This window comes from Pseudomonas sp. GW821-FHT02H09 (genome assembly GCF_059421425.1).
In genome coordinates, this window is sequence record NZ_JBWKVA010000005.1 from 1 (window position 1) to 20,249 (window position 20,249).

The 20,249-nt window shown below is 59.4% G+C and carries 16 protein-coding genes and 1 pseudogene; 7 read left to right on the plus strand and 10 right to left on the minus strand.

Going from position 1 to position 20,249, the window contains the following annotated elements:
• Positions 1–178: 178 nt before the first annotated feature.
• The 7 genes from AC07VR_RS07850 to AC07VR_RS07880 all read right to left on the minus strand — a co-directional run bounded on the left by AC07VR_RS07850 (position 179) and on the right by AC07VR_RS07880 (position 8,342).
• Positions 179–646, minus strand: a complete 468-nt coding sequence (locus AC07VR_RS07850) for an SRPBCC family protein (RefSeq protein WP_495010932.1) — start codon at positions 644–646, stop codon at positions 179–181.
• A 31-nt stretch (positions 647–677) separates the two neighbouring features.
• A complete protein-coding gene (locus AC07VR_RS07855) occupies positions 678–4,139 on the minus strand; it encodes a non-ribosomal peptide synthetase (protein ID WP_495010933.1) in 3,462 nt (1,153 codons plus the stop codon).
• Positions 4,140–4,153: 14 nt separating this feature from the next.
• Positions 4,154–5,083, minus strand: a complete 930-nt coding sequence (locus tag AC07VR_RS07860; protein ID WP_494995696.1) for a diiron oxygenase — start codon at positions 5,081–5,083, stop codon at positions 4,154–4,156.
• Complete coding sequence (locus AC07VR_RS07865; protein ID WP_494995697.1) at positions 5,080–5,856, minus strand: DUF3050 domain-containing protein; 777 nt, start codon at positions 5,854–5,856, stop codon at positions 5,080–5,082. Before AC07VR_RS07865 ends, AC07VR_RS07860 begins: the two co-directional genes overlap by 4 nt.
• Positions 5,857–6,619: 763 nt before the next feature.
• Complete coding sequence (locus AC07VR_RS07870) at positions 6,620–7,243, minus strand: thioesterase II family protein (protein WP_495010934.1); 624 nt, start codon at positions 7,241–7,243, stop codon at positions 6,620–6,622.
• Between the two features lie 17 nt (positions 7,244–7,260).
• Positions 7,261–7,971 (minus strand): GntR family transcriptional regulator, encoded by a 711-nt coding sequence (locus AC07VR_RS07875; protein WP_494995699.1) that lies wholly within the window; start codon positions 7,969–7,971, stop codon positions 7,261–7,263.
• Positions 7,972–8,177: 206 nt separating this feature from the next.
• The gene (locus AC07VR_RS07880) at positions 8,178–8,342 is read right to left on the minus strand and encodes a hypothetical protein (protein ID WP_495011090.1); all 165 of its coding nucleotides are present in this window, start codon (positions 8,340–8,342) and stop codon (positions 8,178–8,180) included.
• Positions 8,343–8,566: 224 nt separating this feature from the next.
• Between AC07VR_RS07880 and AC07VR_RS07885 the strand changes: the two genes are divergently transcribed.
• Genes AC07VR_RS07885 through AC07VR_RS07900 form a run of 4 tightly spaced genes read left to right on the plus strand, consistent with a single transcriptional unit; the run spans position 8,567 to position 12,277 of the window.
• The gene (locus tag AC07VR_RS07885; RefSeq protein ID WP_495010935.1) at positions 8,567–9,463 is read left to right on the plus strand and encodes a TauD/TfdA dioxygenase family protein; all 897 of its coding nucleotides are present in this window, start codon (positions 8,567–8,569) and stop codon (positions 9,461–9,463) included.
• A gap of 24 nt (positions 9,464–9,487) precedes the next feature.
• Positions 9,488–10,525, plus strand: a complete 1,038-nt coding sequence (locus tag AC07VR_RS07890; RefSeq protein ID WP_495010936.1) for an ABC transporter substrate-binding protein — start codon at positions 9,488–9,490, stop codon at positions 10,523–10,525.
• A 5-nt stretch (positions 10,526–10,530) separates the two neighbouring features.
• Positions 10,531–11,391 carry an ABC transporter ATP-binding protein gene (locus AC07VR_RS07895; RefSeq protein WP_495010937.1) on the plus strand — a complete coding sequence of 287 codons (861 nt, stop codon included), beginning with the start codon at positions 10,531–10,533 and terminating at the stop codon, positions 11,389–11,391.
• A gap of 19 nt (positions 11,392–11,410) precedes the next feature.
• The gene (locus AC07VR_RS07900) at positions 11,411–12,277 is read left to right on the plus strand and encodes an ABC transporter permease (RefSeq protein WP_494995703.1); all 867 of its coding nucleotides are present in this window, start codon (positions 11,411–11,413) and stop codon (positions 12,275–12,277) included.
• 108 nt (positions 12,278–12,385) lie between these two features.
• On the opposite strand, the pseudogene AC07VR_RS07905 reads toward AC07VR_RS07900, so the two are convergent.
• The 3 genes and pseudogenes from AC07VR_RS07905 to AC07VR_RS07915 all read right to left on the minus strand — a co-directional run.
• Positions 12,386–12,448, minus strand: a pseudogene (locus AC07VR_RS07905) (NYN domain-containing protein); the annotation flags it as partial.
• A gap of 264 nt (positions 12,449–12,712) precedes the next feature.
• Positions 12,713–13,429 carry a DUF3142 domain-containing protein gene (locus tag AC07VR_RS07910; protein ID WP_495010938.1) on the minus strand — a complete coding sequence of 239 codons (717 nt, stop codon included), beginning with the start codon at positions 13,427–13,429 and terminating at the stop codon, positions 12,713–12,715.
• A gap of 3 nt (positions 13,430–13,432) precedes the next feature.
• On the minus strand, positions 13,433–15,604 hold the full coding sequence (locus AC07VR_RS07915; protein ID WP_495010939.1) for a PA5441 family protein: 2,172 nt from the start codon (positions 15,602–15,604) through the stop codon (positions 13,433–13,435).
• Between the two features lie 179 nt (positions 15,605–15,783).
• Here AC07VR_RS07915 and AC07VR_RS07920 point away from each other — a divergent pair, with 179 nt between their 5' ends.
• From AC07VR_RS07920 to AC07VR_RS07930, 3 genes are read left to right on the plus strand one after another with little or no spacing between them, the layout of a single operon-like run.
• On the plus strand, positions 15,784–16,566 hold the full coding sequence (locus tag AC07VR_RS07920; protein WP_494995706.1) for an efflux RND transporter periplasmic adaptor subunit: 783 nt from the start codon (positions 15,784–15,786) through the stop codon (positions 16,564–16,566).
• Positions 16,563–17,882: an efflux RND transporter periplasmic adaptor subunit gene (locus AC07VR_RS07925; RefSeq protein WP_494995707.1), complete on the plus strand. Its 1,320-nt coding sequence runs from the start codon at positions 16,563–16,565 to the stop codon at positions 17,880–17,882. Before AC07VR_RS07920 ends, AC07VR_RS07925 begins: the two co-directional genes overlap by 4 nt.
• A complete protein-coding gene (locus AC07VR_RS07930) occupies positions 17,883–19,979 on the plus strand; it encodes an efflux RND transporter periplasmic adaptor subunit (RefSeq protein ID WP_495010940.1) in 2,097 nt (698 codons plus the stop codon).
• Positions 19,980–20,249: the final 270 nt, after the last annotated feature.

The following is a 20,249-nucleotide window of genomic DNA, read 5'->3' on the forward strand; positions in this document are numbered from 1 at the left end:
ACTCAGCAGTGAAACGATGCATCGCCGATGGTAGTGTGGGGTTTCCCCATGTGAGAGTAGGTCATCGTCAAGATTAAATTCCAAAACCCCTGTCTGCGTGAGCAGACAGGGGTTTTGTTTTTGGGTTGAAGCAAAAAAAGCCCGCTGCGGGGATGACCCGCAGCGGGCTTTTTCATGTTCAGGCAAACAGTTTGAGCACGTTGTTCATCGAGTCATCGGCAAAGCCCTGAACGAAGTCCTTGAAGCCAGGCAAGGCATCGACGCCGCCTTGAGTCGGTTCGGCAATGATGGTCCAGGTCGCTCGGGATTTGCTCTTGCCCAGCGGCTCGACGGTCATGGCGGCCCACAGGTTGGCGACGCCCAAGGTGTTGTAGATCGTCGTCCAGGTCATGCTCAGTGCCTGATCGTCCCGCGAGTTGAGTTGCTCGACCACCAGATTACCGTCCTTGAAGAACTTCTTGCGCAGCGAGGTCACGCCTTCACCGGTCATCTCGATGTGCGACAACGCGGGGATGAATTTATCGAAGCCGGCGAAGTTGCCGACCACGTCCCACACACGCGGTGCGTCGGCAGGAACCTCTACCGAGGACACAACGTGGCAGCCATGGGGATTTTTGATCAGGGTGTCAGGTTGCAGAATAGTCATGGTGTGCTCCAGTTTGGTTGGGGGTGATGAATCAGATGAAGTCGATTTCTTTCAGGTAATCGCAGCCCTTGCGCAGCAGCGCAGGGGATTTTTGCGGGTAGTGCTCGCCCATCAACCGGACGCCGGCCTGGGCGTTATCGTGGCCGATCATCGAAATGTCGCCGATGTCTTCCTCGAATCCGTTTAGATAAAAACCCAGCACACCGAACAGCGCGTTTTCGCTGTCGACCCGGCCCAGTTGCTGTTGCCAGTCGGCGACGCTGACCATGCGGAACTCACGGCCGGCCTCGCGAAAGGACGCCACGTATGCGTCCCAGCTCAGCGGCTCGGGGTTGTGCAGGTTGAACACAGCCTGCTCGGGCTGATAGCGGCTGGCATGAAAGGCGATGAAACGGGCGAGAAAATCCACCGGCATCAAGTCGAAGTTCAGGGCGAACTCTGGCACCTGCCCCAGTTGAATCGAGCCTTTGAGCATCAGCATCAGGCGGTTTTTGTGGGGTTGGCAGACACCGGTGAGGCTGTTGAAACTGATGTTGCCCGGCCGATAGAGATTGACCCGAACCCCTCGCTCGCGAGCGCGTTCGAGAATCCGTTCGCCGACCCACTTGGACAGGTTGTAGCCGTTCTTGATGTAAATCGGCGGCGTCTGCGCAGCAGGCTGTTCGAGGACCCGGCCATTGGCGTCGATGGTGCTGGAGGCCGAGAGCGTGGAGACGAAATTGAAGACCTTCTTGCTGCGCCCTTCGCACAATCGCAGGCATTCGAAAATCGGCTCGACGTTGTCCCGGGCCAGCGACTCGTAATCCATGACGTGATTGACGTTGGCGGCGTTGTGCACCAAGGCGCCGAACTCCCGGTCGAGCCGTTCGTAAACCTCGGGCGCAAGCCCCAGCTCAGGCCGGGTGATATCCGCCGCGTAGACTCGTACCCGGCTCATATCCAGATGCTCCAGACGGTTCTCGTGCAAGGAATGGGCAAAACGCTCGGCGGCCGTTTGCCTGGCACCATCACGCACCAGGCACGCCACTTCGGTCGCGCCCCAGGCCAGCAGCGCTTCGACGATGTGTACGCCGACGAAGCTGTTGGCTCCGGTGACGATCACTTTGTGCACGTCGCCCATCCGGCTGACCGGCAAGACCTGCACATCCAGTTCGCGGAAAGCATCGGCCATGGCCTTTTCGCTGAGCACCTCTTCGGTGCCGCTGCCTCTGACCAGTGTCGCCAGCTTGGCAATGGTCGGCACTTCTATGAAGCGGTTGATCGAGATGCTGCGCCCGAATTGTTCGCGTAAACGCAGGAGCATTCGTGACAAGAGAATCGAATGGCCGCCGAGGTTGAAGAAGCTTTCGTCGGTGGAAATATCGCTGGCCGGCAACTCCAGCAGCTCGGCCCAGAGTTCTAGCAACTGTGCTTCGTCGGCTGTCTCGGGCAGTCGGCGCCGGGTGTTTTCGAGGAAGCTGACGGGTAGTTCCAATAGCGCTTTGCGGTCCACTTTGCCGTTGCTGGCGTAAGGCATGCTCGCCAGTTCGGTCCAGGCGGCTGGCTGCATATAGTCCGGCAGAAACTGCACCGCGTGTGCTTTCAACGCTTCGCGGGCCCTGCCCGGCTGGTCTTCCTCAGGTTGGGCCAGGAAGGCCAGAATCCGCCGGTTACTATCGATGACCACCGCAATCTGACGGTACAAATGGCTGTCGCGCAGGCACCGTTCAATCTCTTCCGGCTCGACCCGGAAGCCGCGAATCTTGACCTGATTGTCTCGCCGGCCGCAGAGCTCAATCCCATGGGCAGTCCACTTCGCCATATCGCCGGTGCGGTAGGCGCGCAGGCTTTGGCCGTCGGGCAGGCGCAAGTCCAGGTAGCGTTCGGCGGTCTGCAGCGGGTTATTCAAATACCCCAGGCAGACCCCCGGCCCGACGATGTACAGCTCGCCAACGGTGAGCTCGGAAACGGGCTGGAAGTCTTCATCGAGAATCAGCACCTGACTGTTGGCAATGGGCGCGCCTAGAGTACGGTTGTTGTCGCCGGCCAGGAGTTGCCGCGCGGTGATCAGCACCGTGGCTTCTGTCGGGCCATAGAGGTTGTACAGTCGACATTGTTGCGTCAGGCGTTCGATCACGTAGGGCTCGCAGACGTCGCCGCCGGTCATCACATGATCGAGACCCAACGGCTGGTCGAGCGGCAGAATGCTCAGTAGCGCCGGAGGCAGGAACCCATGGCTGAGCTGCTGGCGGCGGATCAGCTCGACCAATTGCAGCGGGTCGCGACGCTCATCATCGCTGGGTACGATCAACTCGGCGCCCTGGATCAGCGTGGGGAAGATATCGATCAGCGATGAGTCGAAGCTCAGGGACGAAAACTGCAAGACCCGACTGTGTTCGGTCAGCTGTACATAGGTGGCGTACCAGGCGGTGAAGTGGGCCAGATTGCGTTGGCTGAGTAACACCCCTTTGGGATGGCCGGTGGTGCCCGAGGTATACAGCGCCATGCAAGGCGCGTCGCTGTCAGGGCGCCGACGCATCAACGGTAGCGAGAGATCCGCGTTGCAGGCGTCGATGCGGCTGATGTCCAGCCCGGGCATCTCGGTGCTGAGCGCATGCTGACCATCGTGAAGCAGCAGCACCGCACCTGCATTCTCCAGGATGTACTGCTGGCGTTGCAGCGGATGACCCGGCTCAAGGGGCAGATACACTGCGCCACTGCCGAGAATTGCCAGGATACCTGCGTAAAGGGCGCTGGATTTCGGCAGGCAGATACCCACAACCAGCGACTTGTCGACGGAGCCGTATTGCTCCAGCAGCGGCTGTAATCGCTGCTGGATCGCTCGGCTTTGAGCGTACAGGTCGCCATAGCTGAGGGGCGTGCCTGCAATGTTCAGTGCTGGCCGGCTGGTGAACTCCTTGAGGCTCTGTTCGAGCCTTTCGATGATCGGGGTTTGCGCGCGTAGCAACAGGTCCGGTTGGCTGGTGAGATTGAACCGATGCTCGTAGGCCAACCGCTCCAGCGACAGCAGGTTTTCCTGATGCCCATGGCGGTCAGGTTCGAGCGATGTGGTATCCAGGAAATACCCGGCATCGCGGGAGAAGCGACTGACCAGCACGGCAACACTGTCCACCAGCTCGGCAACGGCTCTGATACGCAGCGCCTGGCCGTTGCCTGATGCTTCATCTGCCACCGGTAACCGGGTAATCAGACGCTGGTTAGCGTCCGAGCCATACCCGCAGAGCACTTCGAGTTGCGGTAAGCCTGATTCGCTCGGCGACCCCACACCCAGTCGCAAGCTCAGCTGCGCGCAGTCGCCAAAGTCCCGCAGACGTTGCGCCGGGATCGTCAGGCTGCCGTCGTCGATCAGCAGGTCGGTGGCGCCGACGGGTTGCTCGTTCAGGGCGCGACTGTCTGTCAGACGAGAAAGTGTGTGGCCATGTTGTTCCAGTTCCAGCGCCAAGTCGTTGAAGGCCTGGCTCTGGCCTATGAGCAGAATGTCGAGACGTCTCATGATGTTCTCCTCGGTTAGACCAAATAAGCGCTCAGGGCGTCCTGCACGCACGGCGAATCCAGCAACGAACTGCTGCGGAAAAACCGCACGATATTGGCGACCAGCGGGTGGTGGCGATTGATCGGAAAGGCCAGCCCGCAGACTTCGCTCTTGAGTGCCAGCCTTGCGGCGTCACTGATCTGCAAGTGCTCGATCAACTGAAAGTCGAAGGCTTTCTGGATGTCGTTTGTCAGGTAATGGGTGATGAATACCGGCAGGATGTGCGCGATGCTTTGGCGGTCGGCTTCGGTTGCGCCGTGCCAGTAGATCCGCACCAACCGCGCCCAAAAACCGGAGTGGCGGCCCTCGTCGAGCAGGTGGTCAGCCATCAGTCCCTTGATCGATTGCTTGACTGTGTCGTCCTTGGCGAATGCTGCGACATCGTTGGTCACGGTGTTCTCGGCAATCGCCACGCAGATCAGCTCCACGGCGGCGCGCAGATGTTCTGGAGCCAGCGCCAATGCCGCGGGAATCGCTCGGCTCAGCTCGATTTCACGCGGCAGTTCTATTGGCGCGATGCCGGTCATGGCGATGGTCTGTTGCATGAAGTCCATCGCCACCAACGCGTGGTAGTCCTCATCCACCACCACGGTCATGGCGTCATACCGACAGGCGAACGGAAAGGGCACCGCGAAGCGATTTTTGGCAATGCTGCGCGCGGTTTTGTCGACGATCTCCGTTTCGAAGATCACGACATCGTTGATGAATTTGTAGAGCGTTTGTACCAGAGCAAAATCCCGCTGCTCGGGGCACTCGCGCAAAAAGGTTTCGCCCAGGACCAAGGGTTGGCGGCTCAGTGGATAGATCAGCTTGTCATCGTTCTCGAGCATGCGCCGTGGGCGGGTGCGGATGGTTGCCCGGCCTTCCCAGGCCTCGGCGAAGGATTGGTAGTCGGCGGCGTTCATGCGCTCACCTCGACGGCTGGTTCACGCATGCTCAAGCGTAAGCCGTCCCACAGTGCGATACGGCTTTGCACGGCGGCGATTGCGGCGGTGTAAACGTCCTCTTCGCGTTGCGGGTCGCCATCGACCAGACGCGCGAGGAGTTTTTCCGCGGCTGGGCCATGGTCTTCAGAATCGACCTCGATATGCCGTTCCAGGTAGTAGCGAAAGGTCGGAGCCTGTTCAATTCCAATACCCCAATCGTCGAGGATGCGCTGGAACATTTGCGGGATGACACTTTCTCGACCATGCAGAAATGCCGCGGCGACGCTATGGGCCGGCGCGTGCAGCGCCGTGTGCAGGGTATGCCTGACGAAGCTTGCCCCCGCCGGGTCAACCTCCACACTTTGCAGGGCGGTGTCGTAGGTCACGCCTTCGCGTTGCAGCGCCACGAAGCGTTCGACCGCAACGGTGCTGGCGCCTACTTCGCGCATTGCATCCAGGTACAACTCGAAATGGCTGTAATGACCGTGATCGACTCGATCATCCGTCTCTTCACCCAAGACGATTTCATTGATCAGCCGAGCCGCTTGAGGGTCTTGTGGAGGAAGCCATGGCAGCTGGACGCAGGTGAGTTCCTGTTGCAGACGTTTGGTCAACGACATGAAGTCCCATACGGCGAACACATGGGTTTCCATGAAACGTTGAAGTATCGGCAGCGAGTTTATTTCAGCAAAAATGGGGTGCGCGCTCAGCTCTGCTTTTTTTAGTTGAAGGAGTTCTTTGTTCGCTTTCATAGGGGTGCCTCTAACTTGTTAGTGTGAGTTGGGCTAATGACATTTTTATAAATAGTGTTGAGTCGGGTTTTAACTTTTTAAAGGGCGAACAAGTGCCTCAAGCAAAAGTTGATGGGGTTTTAAGGTCGAGGCTGATTATGCAAGGCAAGGCCCGGGTTGATAGCCTTGTTCGCCATGGCGTGGGCCTGGCTGTAGATTGCGATTCAGCTTCCGATGCCGGTGATGCAGATCATCTGCCGACATGAAGGTGTTGGGCAAGTTCATGTCGGCGGAGAAAAATTAATACACGGATAAGTAGTGAGCAAGTATTTTTTATATTATTTGAATGGTGCAATTTTTCAGGGGCGAGAAGTTCCACTAAAACTATTGGCATTAGTTTTATCGAGATGAAGTTGCTCCTTCCGGCTTATATAAGTCAGAATTAAAATAAATGAGTGAATGCCTCACTCGAAGCAACTTTCTGGTTGGTGAGTTGGAGTTATTTGATGGTGTAGGAGGGGGGCCGGCCGCAGCCCGATCCTTCCCTTCCTGTGGCACGCCTCCTTTTGTTCGTCCATTGCGCGAGGGCTGTGTGGGCAGATTCGCACGCCGCTCGTCCATTTTTAGTCGACAAACCCAGAGTGGGCCCAAATGGATGGCGCTGCTATCACTGACGTATGGGTAGAGGAGGTTTTAAATGCTGGAAGTGGGAGCTGGTGCTCAGCTTCTGGCGACTGCAGAGGTACGCGTCAGCAGGCGGCTGCAAAAGAAGGACTTTTGCAGATTATTCGCTGAGCAGCCCGAGATGAGTGTTGACGATCTGCAAGAGACGCTGCCGCTGGGGCGTGATGAAAAGATGGTTGCCGGCCACCTCGATAAGTTCGAACTCGCGGCGAGTGAACTCACGCCAATTCACCATGCTTTCAACCGGGGCCTGCGGGTCTTCACTGCCACAAATGGCGGTCAACGGCACGTTCAGGCTAAGGTCTGCCGAAGGCTGTGAGTGCAAGAGCGGCGATATAGGCGGGCTATCAGGGCTGCGGCGACCGGAAATGAACAGATGACGGGTCTGCCCAGGACACTGGGCTTCGCTCAGCCTGGCCAGTTCAAAGGCCAAAATGGCGCCGAGTCCATGACCAAACAAGGCATGCGGCTCGGATAGATAGGGTTTGAGTGCCGTGAATGAGTCCGCGAGCAATGGCGACCATTCAGAGTCGGGTGTTTCATCCTGGCGTTCGCCATGGGTGGGAAGTGTGAATGTGAGCAGTTCGATGTGATCGTTCAGACCTCCCGCCCAAGTGCAGAACAGGTCGGAGCCGGCCCCTGCCTGAGAGAAGCAAATCAACCGGATGTCGGTGGGCTGATCGGTGTTGAACACGGTCAGCCACTTGCTGTCTTGAGTGTGCAAAGCCTTCCCCGCGCGCTTCACTGCGGCGCTTTTTTGCCCAGAGGATCAAGACTGTTCAGGTAGCGGGTAATGACTTCGACACCTCGGTTGAGGTGATTCTCGAGTGCTTTTACACACTGCTCGATGTCCCGTTCTTCGGCTTTTCGAAGCAAGTGGCGATGATCGTCCTGGGAGATTTTTCCCAGGCCCATGGCCTCAAGGTTGAAGCGCAGAAAACGCTCCTCTTCGATCAGACCGCTTTCGACCAGATTCAAGAGCCGGCGGTTGCTGGCCTTGCCATACAGGGTCATGTGGAACAGGCGGTTGAGCGTACCGATTTCGGCGTAATCGGTTTCGGTCTCGAGGGTGTCGATATAGCGCGCGGCCAGGGCGAAATCATCGGCGTCGAGCAAGGGAATCGACAACCGTAGGGCTTCGGATTCCAGGAGGATGCGCAGGGCATAAGTTTCTACGGCATCGCCCTCGACCAATGGCGCGACAATGGCACCTTTGTGTGCGATAACGTGCAGCAACGATTGAGCTTCGAGTTGTCGCAGGGCCTCACGCACCGGCATGCGACTCACCCCGAACAGATCGGCCAGGTCTTGCTGGCGAAGTGCGGTTCCACACGGCAAGCGACCATCGAGGATAGCCGAACGCAGGGTTTCCTCAATAACTGAGCGCGCGAGGTGGGCGGGTATTGGCCCGTTAACCGTAATACTGCTCAAAGGGTTCGGCTTCTGTGCCACGACGACGCTACCCTGTTTCTGAAATGGGTGGGAATTATTGGATCCAATGCACACTAGTGACTGCCCGGGTACTTGTCAAACCGCTTGAGGTTCCCCCGCCAGCAGATATTTTGAACGCCCGGTGCGGCAGTTCGGTACATCTTAACAGTAGCCTTCGCAGGTACTACCACCGCACTCGCTGAACGTCATTGATTCCTCACTCAAGCTTAGCGTTCGCGCTGGCTGTACGCCGACGCGATCGCTGCCAGTTCCTGATCGACATCATCGCCATGGCCGCGCCGCTGTTCGTGATGAACGTCTACCACCGCCTCGTACTGAACGTGGGAATGCCGCCATGGACGCTCCGCGTCCACTGTGACGCAGAGCGTCACGGGATGTATCCCCACGCAGAGCATGGGAACAATCGAGCGCCATTCAACAGGTCATATCGTTATGCGCTAACGGTATTTAAATACTTGTTCTTATATCTATAAAGTCAACCTCCTGCGTACAGGCCGACCAATCGGCGCGCCGCACGAAATGAACGAACACGGGACACCTCCGTGAGTTTCTGATCGACGCGCGCCACTGGGCGTGCTTTGCGTGGGAGTGATGTATGTCTGTACTTTCTGTCTCTGCGATTGCCGCGAGCATCGCGCCACAATCCTTCGAAATTCGCCCGTTCAGCGGCGCGGTGGGTGCCGAAATCATCGGTCTTGATCTGGCCCGCCCACTCAACGACCAAGACTTCGCCCGCATTCACCGCGCGCATCTGGATCATCATGTCGTGGTGTTCCGCGACCAGCGCATCAGCCCCGAACAACAGATCGCCTTCAGTCGTCGCTTCGGCGTGTTGCAGATCCACGTGCTCAAGCAGTTCCTGCTGGCTGGCCACCCGGAAATTCTCGTCGTCTCCAACATCATCCAGAACGGTCAATCCATCGGCCTGGGCGACGCCGGCAAATTCTGGCACTCCGATCTCTCCTACAAAGAACTGCCGAGTCTGGGCTCGATGCTGCACGCCCAGGAACTGCCCTCTGAAGGCGGCGACACGCTGTTCGCCGATATGCACAAAGCGTGGGATAACCTGCCGCAAGCGTTGCGCAATGCGGTCGAAGGGCGCTCGGCCGCGCACTCATACACGGCGCGTTACAGCGAAACCAGATTCGAAGGAAGTTGGCGCCCGACCCTGACCCCGGAGCAGCTCGCTCAGGTCTACGAAGTGGTGCATCCAATCGTTCGCACCCACCCGGAAAATGGCCGCAAGGCGTTGTTTGTCAGCGAAGGTTTCACCACTCGCATCGTGGGTCTGCCGGAAGACGAAAGTCGGCAACTGCTCAATGAGCTCTACGCCCACAGCGTGCTGCCCGACAACATTTACCGTCACCAATGGCAGCCCCACGACCTGGTGTTCTGGGACAACCGCTCGTTGATCCACCTCGCCGCCGGTTGCCCAAGCCATCTGCGACGCAAGCTTTATCGCACCACCATCCAGGGCGATGCCCCGTTCTGATTGACCGCATTCCGGAGAGTGACCATGTCCAAACATATTCAAATCGTGCCGCGAATCGGTCGGCTGGCAACCGCCGTCGGCCTGGGGTTGAGCCTGCTCGCCGGTAGCCTTGTCGCACCGACGGCAGCTCATGCCGAAGGCGAGATCCGCATCGCAGAGCAATTCGGCATTGTGTACTTGCTGCTCAACGTCGTGCGCGATCAAAACCTGATCGAGAAACATGGCAAGGAAGAGGGCGTCGACATCAAGGTCGACTGGACCCAGCTGTCCGGCGGCGCGGCGGTCAACGATGCGTTGCTTTCCGGTTCCATCGATATCGCCGGTGCCGGGGTCGGTCCGCTGCTGACCATCTGGGACCGCACCCACGGCAAGCAGAACGTCAAAGCCGTGGCCTCGCTGGGCAACTTCCCGTACTACCTGGTGAGCAACAATCCGAAGGTCAAAACCATCGCCGACTTCACCGAGCAGGATCGCATTGCCGTGCCTGCAGTCGGCGTTTCGGTACAGTCACGCTTTCTGCAATACGCCGCCGCCAAGCAGTGGGGCGATAAGGAATTCAACCGTCTGGACAAGTACACCATCGCCGTTCCGCACCCCGACGCCACCGCGGCGTTGATCGCCGGCGGCACCGAACTGACCGGGCATTTTTCCAACCCGCCATTCCAGGATCAGGCGCTGCAAAACCCCAATGTGCATGTGGTGCTCAATACCTACGACCTGCTCGGTCCGAATTCGCCGACGGTGCTGTTCGCCACCGAGAAATTCCGCAGCGAGAACCCAAAGACCTACAAAGCCTTCATCGAAGCGCTGACCGAAGCCGCCGAGTTCGCCCAGAACGACAAAGGCGCGGCCGCCGACACCTATATCCGCGTGACCAAGGCAAAAATCGACCGCGCCGACTTGCTGAAAATTATCGACAACCCGCAGTTCGAGTTCAGCGTGACGCCGAAAAACACCTACCCGCTGGCTGATTTCCTCTACCGCGTCGGCGCGCTCAAAAACAAACCCGAGTCATGGAAGGACTACTTCTTCCAGGATGCAAAACCGCTGCAAGGGAGCTGACAGAAATGAATGCACCCCTGCAAGGCCACACGGCCAGCAACCCGATTGCAGCAGCTCCTGCGCTGCTTTCGGTCGATAACGTCAGCCTGGAATACCGCACTGCGCAGCGAGTCGTTCGGGCGACTCACCAGGTGAGTTTTGAGATAGATCCGGCAGACCGTTTTGTCTTGCTCGGCCCTTCGGGTTGCGGAAAATCGACCTTGCTCAAAGCGGTCGCCGGGTTCATCCCGCCGTGTGAAGGCCAGATCCGCCTGCAAGGGCAAACGGTCAGCCAACCGGGGCCGGACCGGATCGTAGTGTTCCAGGAATTCGATCAACTGCCTCCCTGGAAAACCGTCAAACAGAACGTCATGTTCCCCTTGCTCGCCTCCAAAACCCTCAAGCGCCGAGAAGCTGAAGAACGGGCGCAGCACTACCTGGACAAGGTCGGTCTGGCGGCATTTGCCGATGCTTACCCGCACACCTTATCCGGCGGCATGAAAGCCCGCGTGGCGATTGCCCGGGCCTTGGCCATGCAGCCGAAAATCCTGCTGATGGACGAACCCTTCGCAGCCCTCGACGCCCTGACCCGACGCAAGATGCAGGAAGAATTGCTGCTGCTCTGGGAAGAGGTGCGCTTCACCTTGCTGTTCGTCACTCACTCCATCGAAGAGGCGCTGGTGGTCGGCAACCGGATCCTGCTGCTGTCGCCACATCCGGGGCGTGTGCGGGCGGAGATCCACAGTCATCAGTACGACTTGCACAGCCTCGGTGGCGTGGAATTCCAGCAATCGGCGCGGCGCATTCATCGGCTGTTGTTCGACGAAAGTCAGACGCCTGAAACCGAACGCGAATTGAATTTCGCCGATATCCGTATCGCTTATTGAGCTTCAAGAGGATCGCCCGATGAGCCATTCATCATCTGTACGCCAGGAATACGAAGTTGTTCTGGAGCCGCTGCTGACAGTCCCGCCGGAGCGTGAACTGCCCCTCGGTCAGCGTCTCTGGCAACAAGGCTGGTTACGCAAAAGCCTGATCCTGATTCTGCTGGCCGTACTCTGGGAGTTGGTCGCGCGTTACCAGAACAACGACCTGCTGCTGCCCAGCTTCCTGCAAACTGGCAGTGCGCTATACGACGGCCTGCTCAGCGGTGAGTTGCTGGGCAAGGTCGGCATTTCACTGGTGGTGCTGCTCAAGGGTTACGTGATCGGCATCGTCCTGGCCTTCGCCTTGACCACTTTGGCGGTGTCGACCCAGTTCGGTCGCGACCTGCTGAGCACCCTGACCTCGATGTTCAATCCGTTGCCGGCCATTGCCCTGTTGCCGCTGGCCCTGCTGTGGTTCGGGTTGGGGCAGAACAGCCTGATATTCGTGCTGGTGCATTCGGTACTGTGGGCGCTGGCGCTGAACACCTATGGCGGATTTCTCGGCGTCTCGGAAACCCTGCGCATGGCCGGCCGAAATTACGGTCTCAAGGGTATCCGCTTCGTGCTGTTCATCCTGATCCCGGCAGCGCTGCCGTCAATCCTCGCCGGGCTGAAAATAGGCTGGGCCTTCGCCTGGCGCACATTGATCGCCGCCGAACTGGTATTTGGCGCCACCAGCGGCAAGGGCGGGCTGGGCTGGTACATCTTTCAGAACCGTAATGAGCTGTATACCGACAAGGTGTTTGCCGGGTTGGCGGTGGTGATTCTGATTGGGTTGCTGGTGGAGAACCTGGTGTTCGATTCGCTGGAGCGGGTGACGGTGAAGCGGTGGGGGATGCAGCGTTAAGTCTATGGTGAGTGTTTGCAGATAATGCACTCACCAATACTCCGGTTTGATTGCTGGTGCTTTACGTGTTGGCACTCGAATCGGGAATTGATGCGCCTGGAGTTCCGCAGGGGTGCCAGCCAGTAGGCCATAGAAGAGGTTATAACCATCGACGAAGAAAGCAGTACGCACAATTCCAATCCCTGGAAACGAAAAAACCGGCCGATGCCGGTTTTTTCACCCCAACTGCCAGCGAACTTAATCTCTGCATACGGGGTTGATTAGTGGGGCCGATGCTAAGTCGAGTTGGAACGGACGTCGATCGTTGTCTGATAAAAAAACTATTGAGGTCCAGTTAAAACATCAACTTCGCGATGCGCGTTTTTTGCATTTGTGGCAGGTGCTCGTCAAGGTAAGGCTGGCTCTACTCTGTTAGCTTGTATTACGGGTCACCCCCTACCGATTCTGCAAAAACACCACATACCCCCTGAACCACTCACTGTCCTTCAAATACCCCGGCGCCTCCCATTCCCCACCCTGGATCAAACCCACCTTGAAGGGTAATCCCAGGCGGTTCAGCCGCGGCAGATAGGCGCTGTAGTTGGGGATGCTGTGGCGACCTTGATAGGTTTGTACCACCACTTCGTCGATCACACCTTTGAGTTGGCCGATTACTTCGGGGTCGGCGTGGCTGCTCCAGTCCATCAGTCCGGTGATGCTCAGGCGGTACTGAGCAGGCAAGCGCTGGCGCAGGTCTCGCAGGAAGCTGACGTATTCATCCAGGTATCGGGTGCGGGCGTCGAAGTCGATCTGGATGCCGACGACCGGATTGCCCGCTTGTTGCCAGCGTTGCACCTGTCCGAGCAGTTGGCTGTAGACCGCTTCAGGCCAGCGCAAGGTGTGGGCGCGATAGACTACCCAGACTTCGCCTTGGGTCAGGCGTGGAATCGCGATGCCCTGGGCGATGAAGCGCGCGCCGCGCTGGGGATAGCGCTGCGATTCGCTGATCTGGCCTTGCAGGATGTACAAGGTCTTGGCCTGGGCCAGCACCGGTTGCGATTTGACGCCGCTCCATAGCCAGAAGGCGTCATGTTCACTGGCGTCGACGGCGGCCGGTGTCGGGCCGGCCCACAACAGCCAGATCGGCAACAGGCAGCACCAAAAATGCTTCATGGTTTACCAGTAGTACTGCAGCGACTTGCCCCATTGGGTGTCGGCAAAACCGCTTTTCAACTGGCGGAACCAGGCTTTGCGCGTCGCCGGGTCAACGTCCTTGCCACCGCAGCTGTTGTAGCCCGACGGTGCAAAGCAATTGATGGCGCGAAACAGTGCATAGGCGCGGTCGTTGTGGGTTGCCTTGGTGTTCCCGATCACGTGTTGATAACCGTCCAGTCGTGAGTAGACCGGGCCGGTGAACCCTGGCGCGGTGCCGCCCAGGGTATCGGCATCAGGCTTGCGGTCCAGCGGCATGCCATCGAGGCCATTGCGCAGAATGAACTCACCGAAGCAGTTCAATCCCATCGGGCTTTTACTGTCCATCTGCAGCTTCAAAGCGGTTTCAGCGATGCTCGGGCAGCCATAGCCGGACTCAGCCTTTTGCGGTGCCCATTCAAAGAGTTTCAGCGATGGGCCGCCGGTGTAGACATAGCCAAGGCTATTGCCGAGTTTGTCTTCAGGCGGTGCAGCGGGGAGCTGTTTTAGATCCTCAGCGAAGGCGGCGTACTGACCGCGTAACAAGTCCTTGTAGAGCAGCACAAACTGAGCCGTATTGCGTTCCACGGGGTCGGTTGCCTGAGTGATTTGCTGGCGCAGCAGGTCGGCATCGGCCACGTGGCGCAACAGGATGTAGCGCACTTGCGTGCTCTTGATCGGCGAGTCGTTGGCAAACACCCTGGCCAGTTGCTGGCTGCGCTCGTAGTTCATCGCCAGGGCCAGTTCCAGCTGTTCGCGTTGCAGTGGTTGCCTGGTCAGCGGCAGCATTTGCAGCCACAAGGTTTCGGCGCCTTTCCAGTCTTTTTTGGCTTCCAGCACCAGCCCACGCAGGGTCTGCTGACTGAAGGCGAGGTAGTCCAGGTGCTGAGGCAAGTCACCGGGCAGCAGTTTTAGCGCGTTGTCCGGATTCTTGTCGACGTACAGCGCAAATGCCGCCTGCAGATAGTCATACAGCGCCGGTTGCTGGGCGAACACGGCTTTTTGTTTTTGCAATGCGTCCAGGGTCAGCCTCGGCTTGGGCTGTTCACGCATCCACATCAGGTCATTGACCGCCAGTAACAGCGGCGTCTGCACTGGCTCGGCGTTGGTCATCAGCAGTTTGGTGTCGACTTCTTCCACCAGCGCATCGAGCGAAACGTTGCGCTGTGTGCCATGGGTTTGCGTCAACTGCCAGGTGTAGTCTTCGGCGAGCTTGTCCGGGGCGGCACCCAACCAGTGCACCCGGCGCAGCAGTCCTTTGGCGGACACGGCGTAGTCACCTTGTGGATAAGTTGTCAGGTAGCTGTCGAATCCGGTTTCGGCCTGTTGCAGGCTGGACTTATCCACATGCTCGAGCGTCGGCATGCCATATTCGTCGAATGCCTGCTGCTGGGCGGTATTGAGTGCGGTACGGGCGGCCATGTAGAGCGCGGTTTCTTTCAGCCAGGGCTGCGGGCTGTTTTTGAGTGCGGCGTAACCCGTCGCGGCATCGGCGAAGCGCCCACTGTAAAAGTCGGCGGCGGCCTGTAGATAAGTCGTGAAGGCCTTGCCTGTCGGAGACTGAATATCACCGGGCAACAGGCTCGTTTGCTGGGCGTTTTCCCAACTGCAAGCGGCGAGCATTTGCATCCGGCTACGGGCCAATGACTGGCGTTCGGCTGCCGGGATGTCGGCCTCGACCACTTGCCGGATAAACGCTGTGGCGCTGCCGTGCGAGTTGCTTCGGCAACGGCTGCCTTCGCCGGACAGGAACGCATCGCCGGCGGCTTCAGTGGTTTGGCGGGGGATCCCGAGTTTTTCCAGCAGCTCGCCCAGCGTCGCGGTGCTGGAGGCGTCGACCTTATCGGTGACTTCGCCCGAGGCTGCCGGATTGAGGCGATACACCGGGAAGGGTACCGGCCCGTAACCTTCGGCCAGGTCGTCATTGCCCAGCGCATTCGGTGTCAGGGGCAATGCGCCTTTGTCCGCCAGCAACAGGCGCAGGTTCACCCGGCTGTCATTGCCAGGGCTCAGGAATGGCAGGCTGCTGCAGGTATCCAGCGTGTTTTTGAACAGCAACCAGTTCGGGTAACAGGAATCATCGGAACTGGCCTGAGCCTGGCTGGAAACAATGGCGCTCAACGCCAGTGTGAGAGACGACAGAAGACCAATACGCATGAATTGTCCTTAATCCTGAAACGCATGAACTCGGGGGTATTAACGCTAGTGCTGCGATCATACAGCGCTGCGATGAAGGCGGATCCGCGGCAACCCGGTTTTCCAGGCAGTGATGGCTATTTGCTTGACGCTTATCATTGCTGTCGTAGACTCCGCCCATCCGTCAGGGAGTTACGGCTATGCGGCGTTTTCGTGGATTGGGTTTCGGATTAATCTGTCTGGGCGGCCTGGTACAGGCGCAAACGCCCGCACTAGACGATCCGCTGCTGGATAAGAGTTCGGCCACTGCGCCGACGTCGATCACCAACGAGGCGCGCGGCGTGTTGCGTGCACGGGATCAGGCGATGCTGGCGAGTGAGCTTTCCGGGCGCATCGTCGAGTTGCCGTTCAGCGAAGGTGAATCTTTCAATAGGGGCGATACCCTTGCCCGCTTCGATTGCTCGGCCTATCAGGCCCAGCTCAATGCCGCTCAGGCCGCCAGTCGTGGTGCCAATGAAGAGTTGGCGCACAATAAACAGCTGGCTTCGCTGAATTCGGTCGGACGCTTTGAAGTGGCGCGAGCCGAAGCAAAACTCGCCGAAACCCAGGCGCAATCCCAAGTCTATCAAGTTCAAGTCAAGCGCTGTAGCGTGGTTGCGCCGTATGACGGGCAGGTCGTCGAGCGCAAGGTCCAACGCTACGAAAGTGTGGCGGCTGGCTCGCCCTTGCTGGAAATCGTCGACAACCGCACGCTGGAAATCCACCTGCTGGTGCCTTCGCGCTGGATGGGAAAACTCAAGCCCGGACAAACCTTCAGCTTCGTACCCGATGAGACCGGCCAGCCACTCAACGCTACGGTCAAACGCCTCGGCGCGCGAATCGATGAAGGCAGCCAGACGCTGCTGTTGGTGGCGACACTGCCCACCGCCAGCGGTTTACTGTCGGGGATGAGTGGCACGGCGCGTTTCGCGGAGCCCAAATGAACGCGCCGGTGGCGGGCACCGCCGAACGGGTCTTTGCCCGGTTTCTGGACCTGGAACGCCAGACCCGTTCCGCTCGCACCACCGAGCAACTGGCCTACAGCCTGGTCAATGACGGTCAGGCGCTGTTTGGCTTTCGCCATGCGGCATTGCTGATTGCCGGTAAAGTGCGCGCGGTGACCGGCGTCAGCAGCGTGGAGCCGAATGCGCCGTTTGTGGCGTTCGTCGAGCAAGCGGTGGGACAGTTGTTCAAGCTCGATCTGCTGAAACAGGCGCGCGTGATACCGGCGGCGCCGTTGACTGAGCAGGTGCAGGCTGACTGGCAAAGTCTTTCTGCTGCGCAGGTGTTCTGGTTGCCGCTGATCGATCACAAGGGGCAGGTTTTCGGCGGCCTGTGGCTGGCGCGCGATATCCCGTGGACCCCTTCCGAACACGTCTTGCTGTCGCAACTCGGTGACACCTATAGCCATGCCTGGCTGGCCTTGCAACCGCGCCAGCCATGGCGCTTGCACTGGACCCGTAAACGTCAGGCGGCTTTGCTGGCGGTGCTGTTGCTTGGCCTGTTGATTCCGGTGCGCCAATCGGTGCTGGCGCCCGCGGAGGTCGTTCCGCTCGGTGGTCGGGTGATCGCAGCACCGCTGGACGGGGTGATCGCCGAGTTTCTGGTCAAGCCGAACCAGACCGTGAAGACCGGCGACCTGCTGCTACGTTTCGAAAGCACCACCCTCAATGCCCAGGCTGACGTGGCCGCCCGGGCCTTGGGCGTTGCCGAGGCCGAGTTGAAGGCCAATGCCCAGCGTGCCTTTGCCGATGCCGAGTCGAGTTCGAAGATCGATCTGTTGGCGGCTCGGGTCGAGCAAAAACGCGCGGAACGCGATTACGCCCGCGAGCTGCTCAAACGCAGTGAGGTCCGCGCCGAGCGCGACGGTATCGCGGTATTTGCCGACGCCGAACGCTGGACCGGTAAACCGGTGCAGACCGGAGAGCGATTGATGGAAATTGCTGACCCGACCCAGGCCGAATTGCGCATTGAACTGGCGGTCGGCGATGCGATTGCCCTGGAGCCCAACGCGCAGATTGCGTTGTTTCTGGACAGTGATCCGTTGCACCGCTATCTGGCCACCCTCGAACGTGCGGCCTATGAGGCGCAGCCCACCGCCGGCGGGCAGCTGGCTTATCGGCTGGACGCTCGCTTCAACGAGGCTGCGCCGCGCATCGGTCTGCGTGGTACGGCGAAGATTTTCGGCGAACGTGCGCCGCTGGCGTTGTACTTGCTGCGCCGTCCGTTGGCCGGGTTACGTCAGAGCGTGGGCCTGTAGATGACACTTCCCAGCCTGCGGGCGGATTTGCAGTTGTCGGCGGCGGCCCCGGCGCTGGATGGTTCGCCACGCTGGACCTTGGCCGACCCGGTGCGCGGACGCTACTTCAAAGTCGGCGCGGCGGCGATGCGTTTGCTGCGGCATTGGTCGTTGGGCGATGCCGAACAAGTGCTGCACGCGGCCAATCGCGAGCCGGGACTGCCTCTTGGCGGTCAGGAGCTGGATGAGTTGCTGGGATTTCTCCGCGCCCATGATTTGATTGTCGCCCTCGACCCGCAACAACGCGCCAGTTATGGCCAGAAAGCCGCCGCCCAGCGTCAGGCTCTATGGCAAATGCTGCTGCATCAATACCTGTTTTTCCGGATTCCGTTGTGGCGCCCGGATGCCTTTCTCAATCGCGCCTGGCCATGGCTGGAGCGTTTCGGACCACGAATGTTGCGCTATGGCTTGCCCGCAACACTGGGGCTTGGGGTGTTTCTGGTCTCACGGGACTGGCAGCGCTTTCTGGCGACCTTCCCGCACCTGTTCAGTCTCGGTGGCGCGCTGGCGTTTGGCGTCGCGCTGTTCTTCGCCAAGCTGTGTCATGAGTTCGGCCATGCGTTTATGGCCAAGCGTGCGGGGTGTCGGGTGCAGAGCATGGGCGTGGCGTTCATGGTCCTGCTGCCACTGTTTTATACCGATGTCAGCGATGCCTGGCGGGTCAATGATCGCCGCGCCCGCTTGTTGATTGGGGCCGGGGGCGTGTTGGCCGAATTGCTCTTGGCCTGTATCGCATTGCTGGCATGGTCGCTATTGCCGGACGGGCCGGCGCGAACCGCAGCGTTCATGCTGGCCAGCGCGACCTGGTTGACGACCCTTGCGGTCAATCTGAACCCTTTTATGCGCTTCGATGGCTATTTTCTGCTCAGCGATCTGTGGGAAGTGGACAACCTCCAGGGCCGGGCATTTGCGTTGTGCCGCTGGCGCCTGCGTGAAGCGCTGTTCGGCTATGGCGTGCAAGCGCCGGAACCCTGGTCGCCGAAGATGCAGCGACGGTTACTGTGGTGGGGGTATTGCTCCTGGTTTTGGCGCGCGGCGTTGTTTTTCGGCATCGCGTTGGCGGTCTATCACCTGTTCTTCAAGCTACTCGGGATCTTTCTGATGCTGGTTGAGTTGGTGTGGTTCATTTTTCTGCCGATCGCGTGCGAGTGGCGTGAATGGTGGACCCGCCGCGAACAGGCCCATGCACCGCGGGCGTTGCTTAGCGCTGTGAGTTTGCTGGCGCTGGTGTTGTTGCTGGTAATGCCTTGGCGCAGTGCGGTCGAGTTACCAGCCATGCTCGAAGCCGGTAGGGTCAGCGCCTTGCACGCGCCGGTGGCGGCGCGGGTCAAACAGGTCAACGTCACGGATGGCCAGCCGGTGTCCCAGGGGGAGGTGTTGATCGAGCTGGAGTCGCCGGATCTGGATTCGCGACAGGCCATTGTTCGCCGTGAAATCGAAATCCTTCAATTGCAAATGCGCCGTCAGGCCGGGCGCAGCGAAACGGCGGCCGATGCCGGCATCGTCGAGCAACGACTGGCCGAGGCCGTGGCCGAGTACCGTGGCCTGGTGGCGCAGCGTGAGCGTTTGCTACTGCGCGCACCCCAGGCCGGCAAGGTGCGCGATCTGTTGTCGCAATTGAGCGTCGGCCGCTGGTTGTCACCCAAGGACCCGCTGGCCAGGGTGGTTGAGGAGGGCGCACGATTGCGCGGTTATCTGGCGGAGGCTGAGTTGTGGCGGGTTACCCCCGCAGACACGGGGCGTTTTATTGCCGATGATCCGATGCATCCGGCCGTTGAAGTCGAGCTGACGGAAGTGGACACCAACGGTGCTGCGTATGTCGATCAGGAGGCGCTGACCTCAGACCATCACGGTCCGATAGCTGTACGTCGCAATGAGAACAATCGCCCGGAACCGGTGCAGGCACAATATGGGGCGCGCCTGAAAACGCTTGATGACACGCAAACGCCCGCTCAGCCGTTGCGCGGTCTGGTCGTGTTGCAAGGGCGCAGCGAGTCGTTGCTGGGTACTGCCTGGCGGCGCCTGGCAGCATTGGGCGTCAGGGAAAGCGGTTTTTAATGCCGGGAATATTCAAGTGGAACGGCCGACGTTGAGCAACGAATCAACCATCTCTGACGGTTTGTCGGCGCGCTAGTCGCGAGTATCTGACGGGCCGTTTGTGCAATCAGCCGAGTGCATTCATTTCGTGGCCCGATCACGCCAGGGCTGAGCGTGGACGTTGCCGCCGTTCACTGTCGAATGTCGTCTGCGTGCAATCGGTCGGGATCAGCGATTTGCAGAGCGCATACTGTGGCGACCTGTCGTAAAGTTGCAGGTGCTTCAGAGCCC

What these genes read in the sequence shown, in the direction of transcription:
- AC07VR_RS07850 (WP_495010932.1), bottom strand. Translation starts at nt 646, where the DNA reads ATGACTATTCTGCAACCTGACACCCTGATCAAAAATCCCCATGGCTGC.
- AC07VR_RS07855 (WP_495010933.1), bottom strand. Translation starts at nt 4,139, where the DNA reads ATGAGACGTCTCGACATTCTGCTCATAGGCCAGAGCCAGGCCTTCAAC.
- AC07VR_RS07860 (WP_494995696.1), bottom strand. Translation starts at nt 5,083, where the DNA reads ATGAACGCCGCCGACTACCAATCCTTCGCCGAGGCCTGGGAAGGCCGG.
- AC07VR_RS07865 (WP_494995697.1), bottom strand. Translation starts at nt 5,856, where the DNA reads ATGAAAGCGAACAAAGAACTCCTTCAACTAAAAAAAGCAGAGCTGAGC.
- AC07VR_RS07885 (WP_495010935.1), top strand. Translation starts at nt 8,567, where the DNA reads ATGTCTGTACTTTCTGTCTCTGCGATTGCCGCGAGCATCGCGCCACAA.
- AC07VR_RS07890 (WP_495010936.1), top strand. Translation starts at nt 9,488, where the DNA reads ATGTCCAAACATATTCAAATCGTGCCGCGAATCGGTCGGCTGGCAACC.
- AC07VR_RS07895 (WP_495010937.1), top strand. Translation starts at nt 10,531, where the DNA reads ATGAATGCACCCCTGCAAGGCCACACGGCCAGCAACCCGATTGCAGCA.
- AC07VR_RS07900 (WP_494995703.1), top strand. Translation starts at nt 11,411, where the DNA reads ATGAGCCATTCATCATCTGTACGCCAGGAATACGAAGTTGTTCTGGAG.
- AC07VR_RS07910 (WP_495010938.1), bottom strand. Translation starts at nt 13,429, where the DNA reads ATGAAGCATTTTTGGTGCTGCCTGTTGCCGATCTGGCTGTTGTGGGCC.
- AC07VR_RS07915 (WP_495010939.1), bottom strand. Translation starts at nt 15,604, where the DNA reads ATGCGTATTGGTCTTCTGTCGTCTCTCACACTGGCGTTGAGCGCCATT.
- AC07VR_RS07920 (WP_494995706.1), top strand. Translation starts at nt 15,784, where the DNA reads ATGCGGCGTTTTCGTGGATTGGGTTTCGGATTAATCTGTCTGGGCGGC.
- AC07VR_RS07925 (WP_494995707.1), top strand. Translation starts at nt 16,563, where the DNA reads ATGAACGCGCCGGTGGCGGGCACCGCCGAACGGGTCTTTGCCCGGTTT.
- AC07VR_RS07930 (WP_495010940.1), top strand. Translation starts at nt 17,883, where the DNA reads ATGACACTTCCCAGCCTGCGGGCGGATTTGCAGTTGTCGGCGGCGGCC.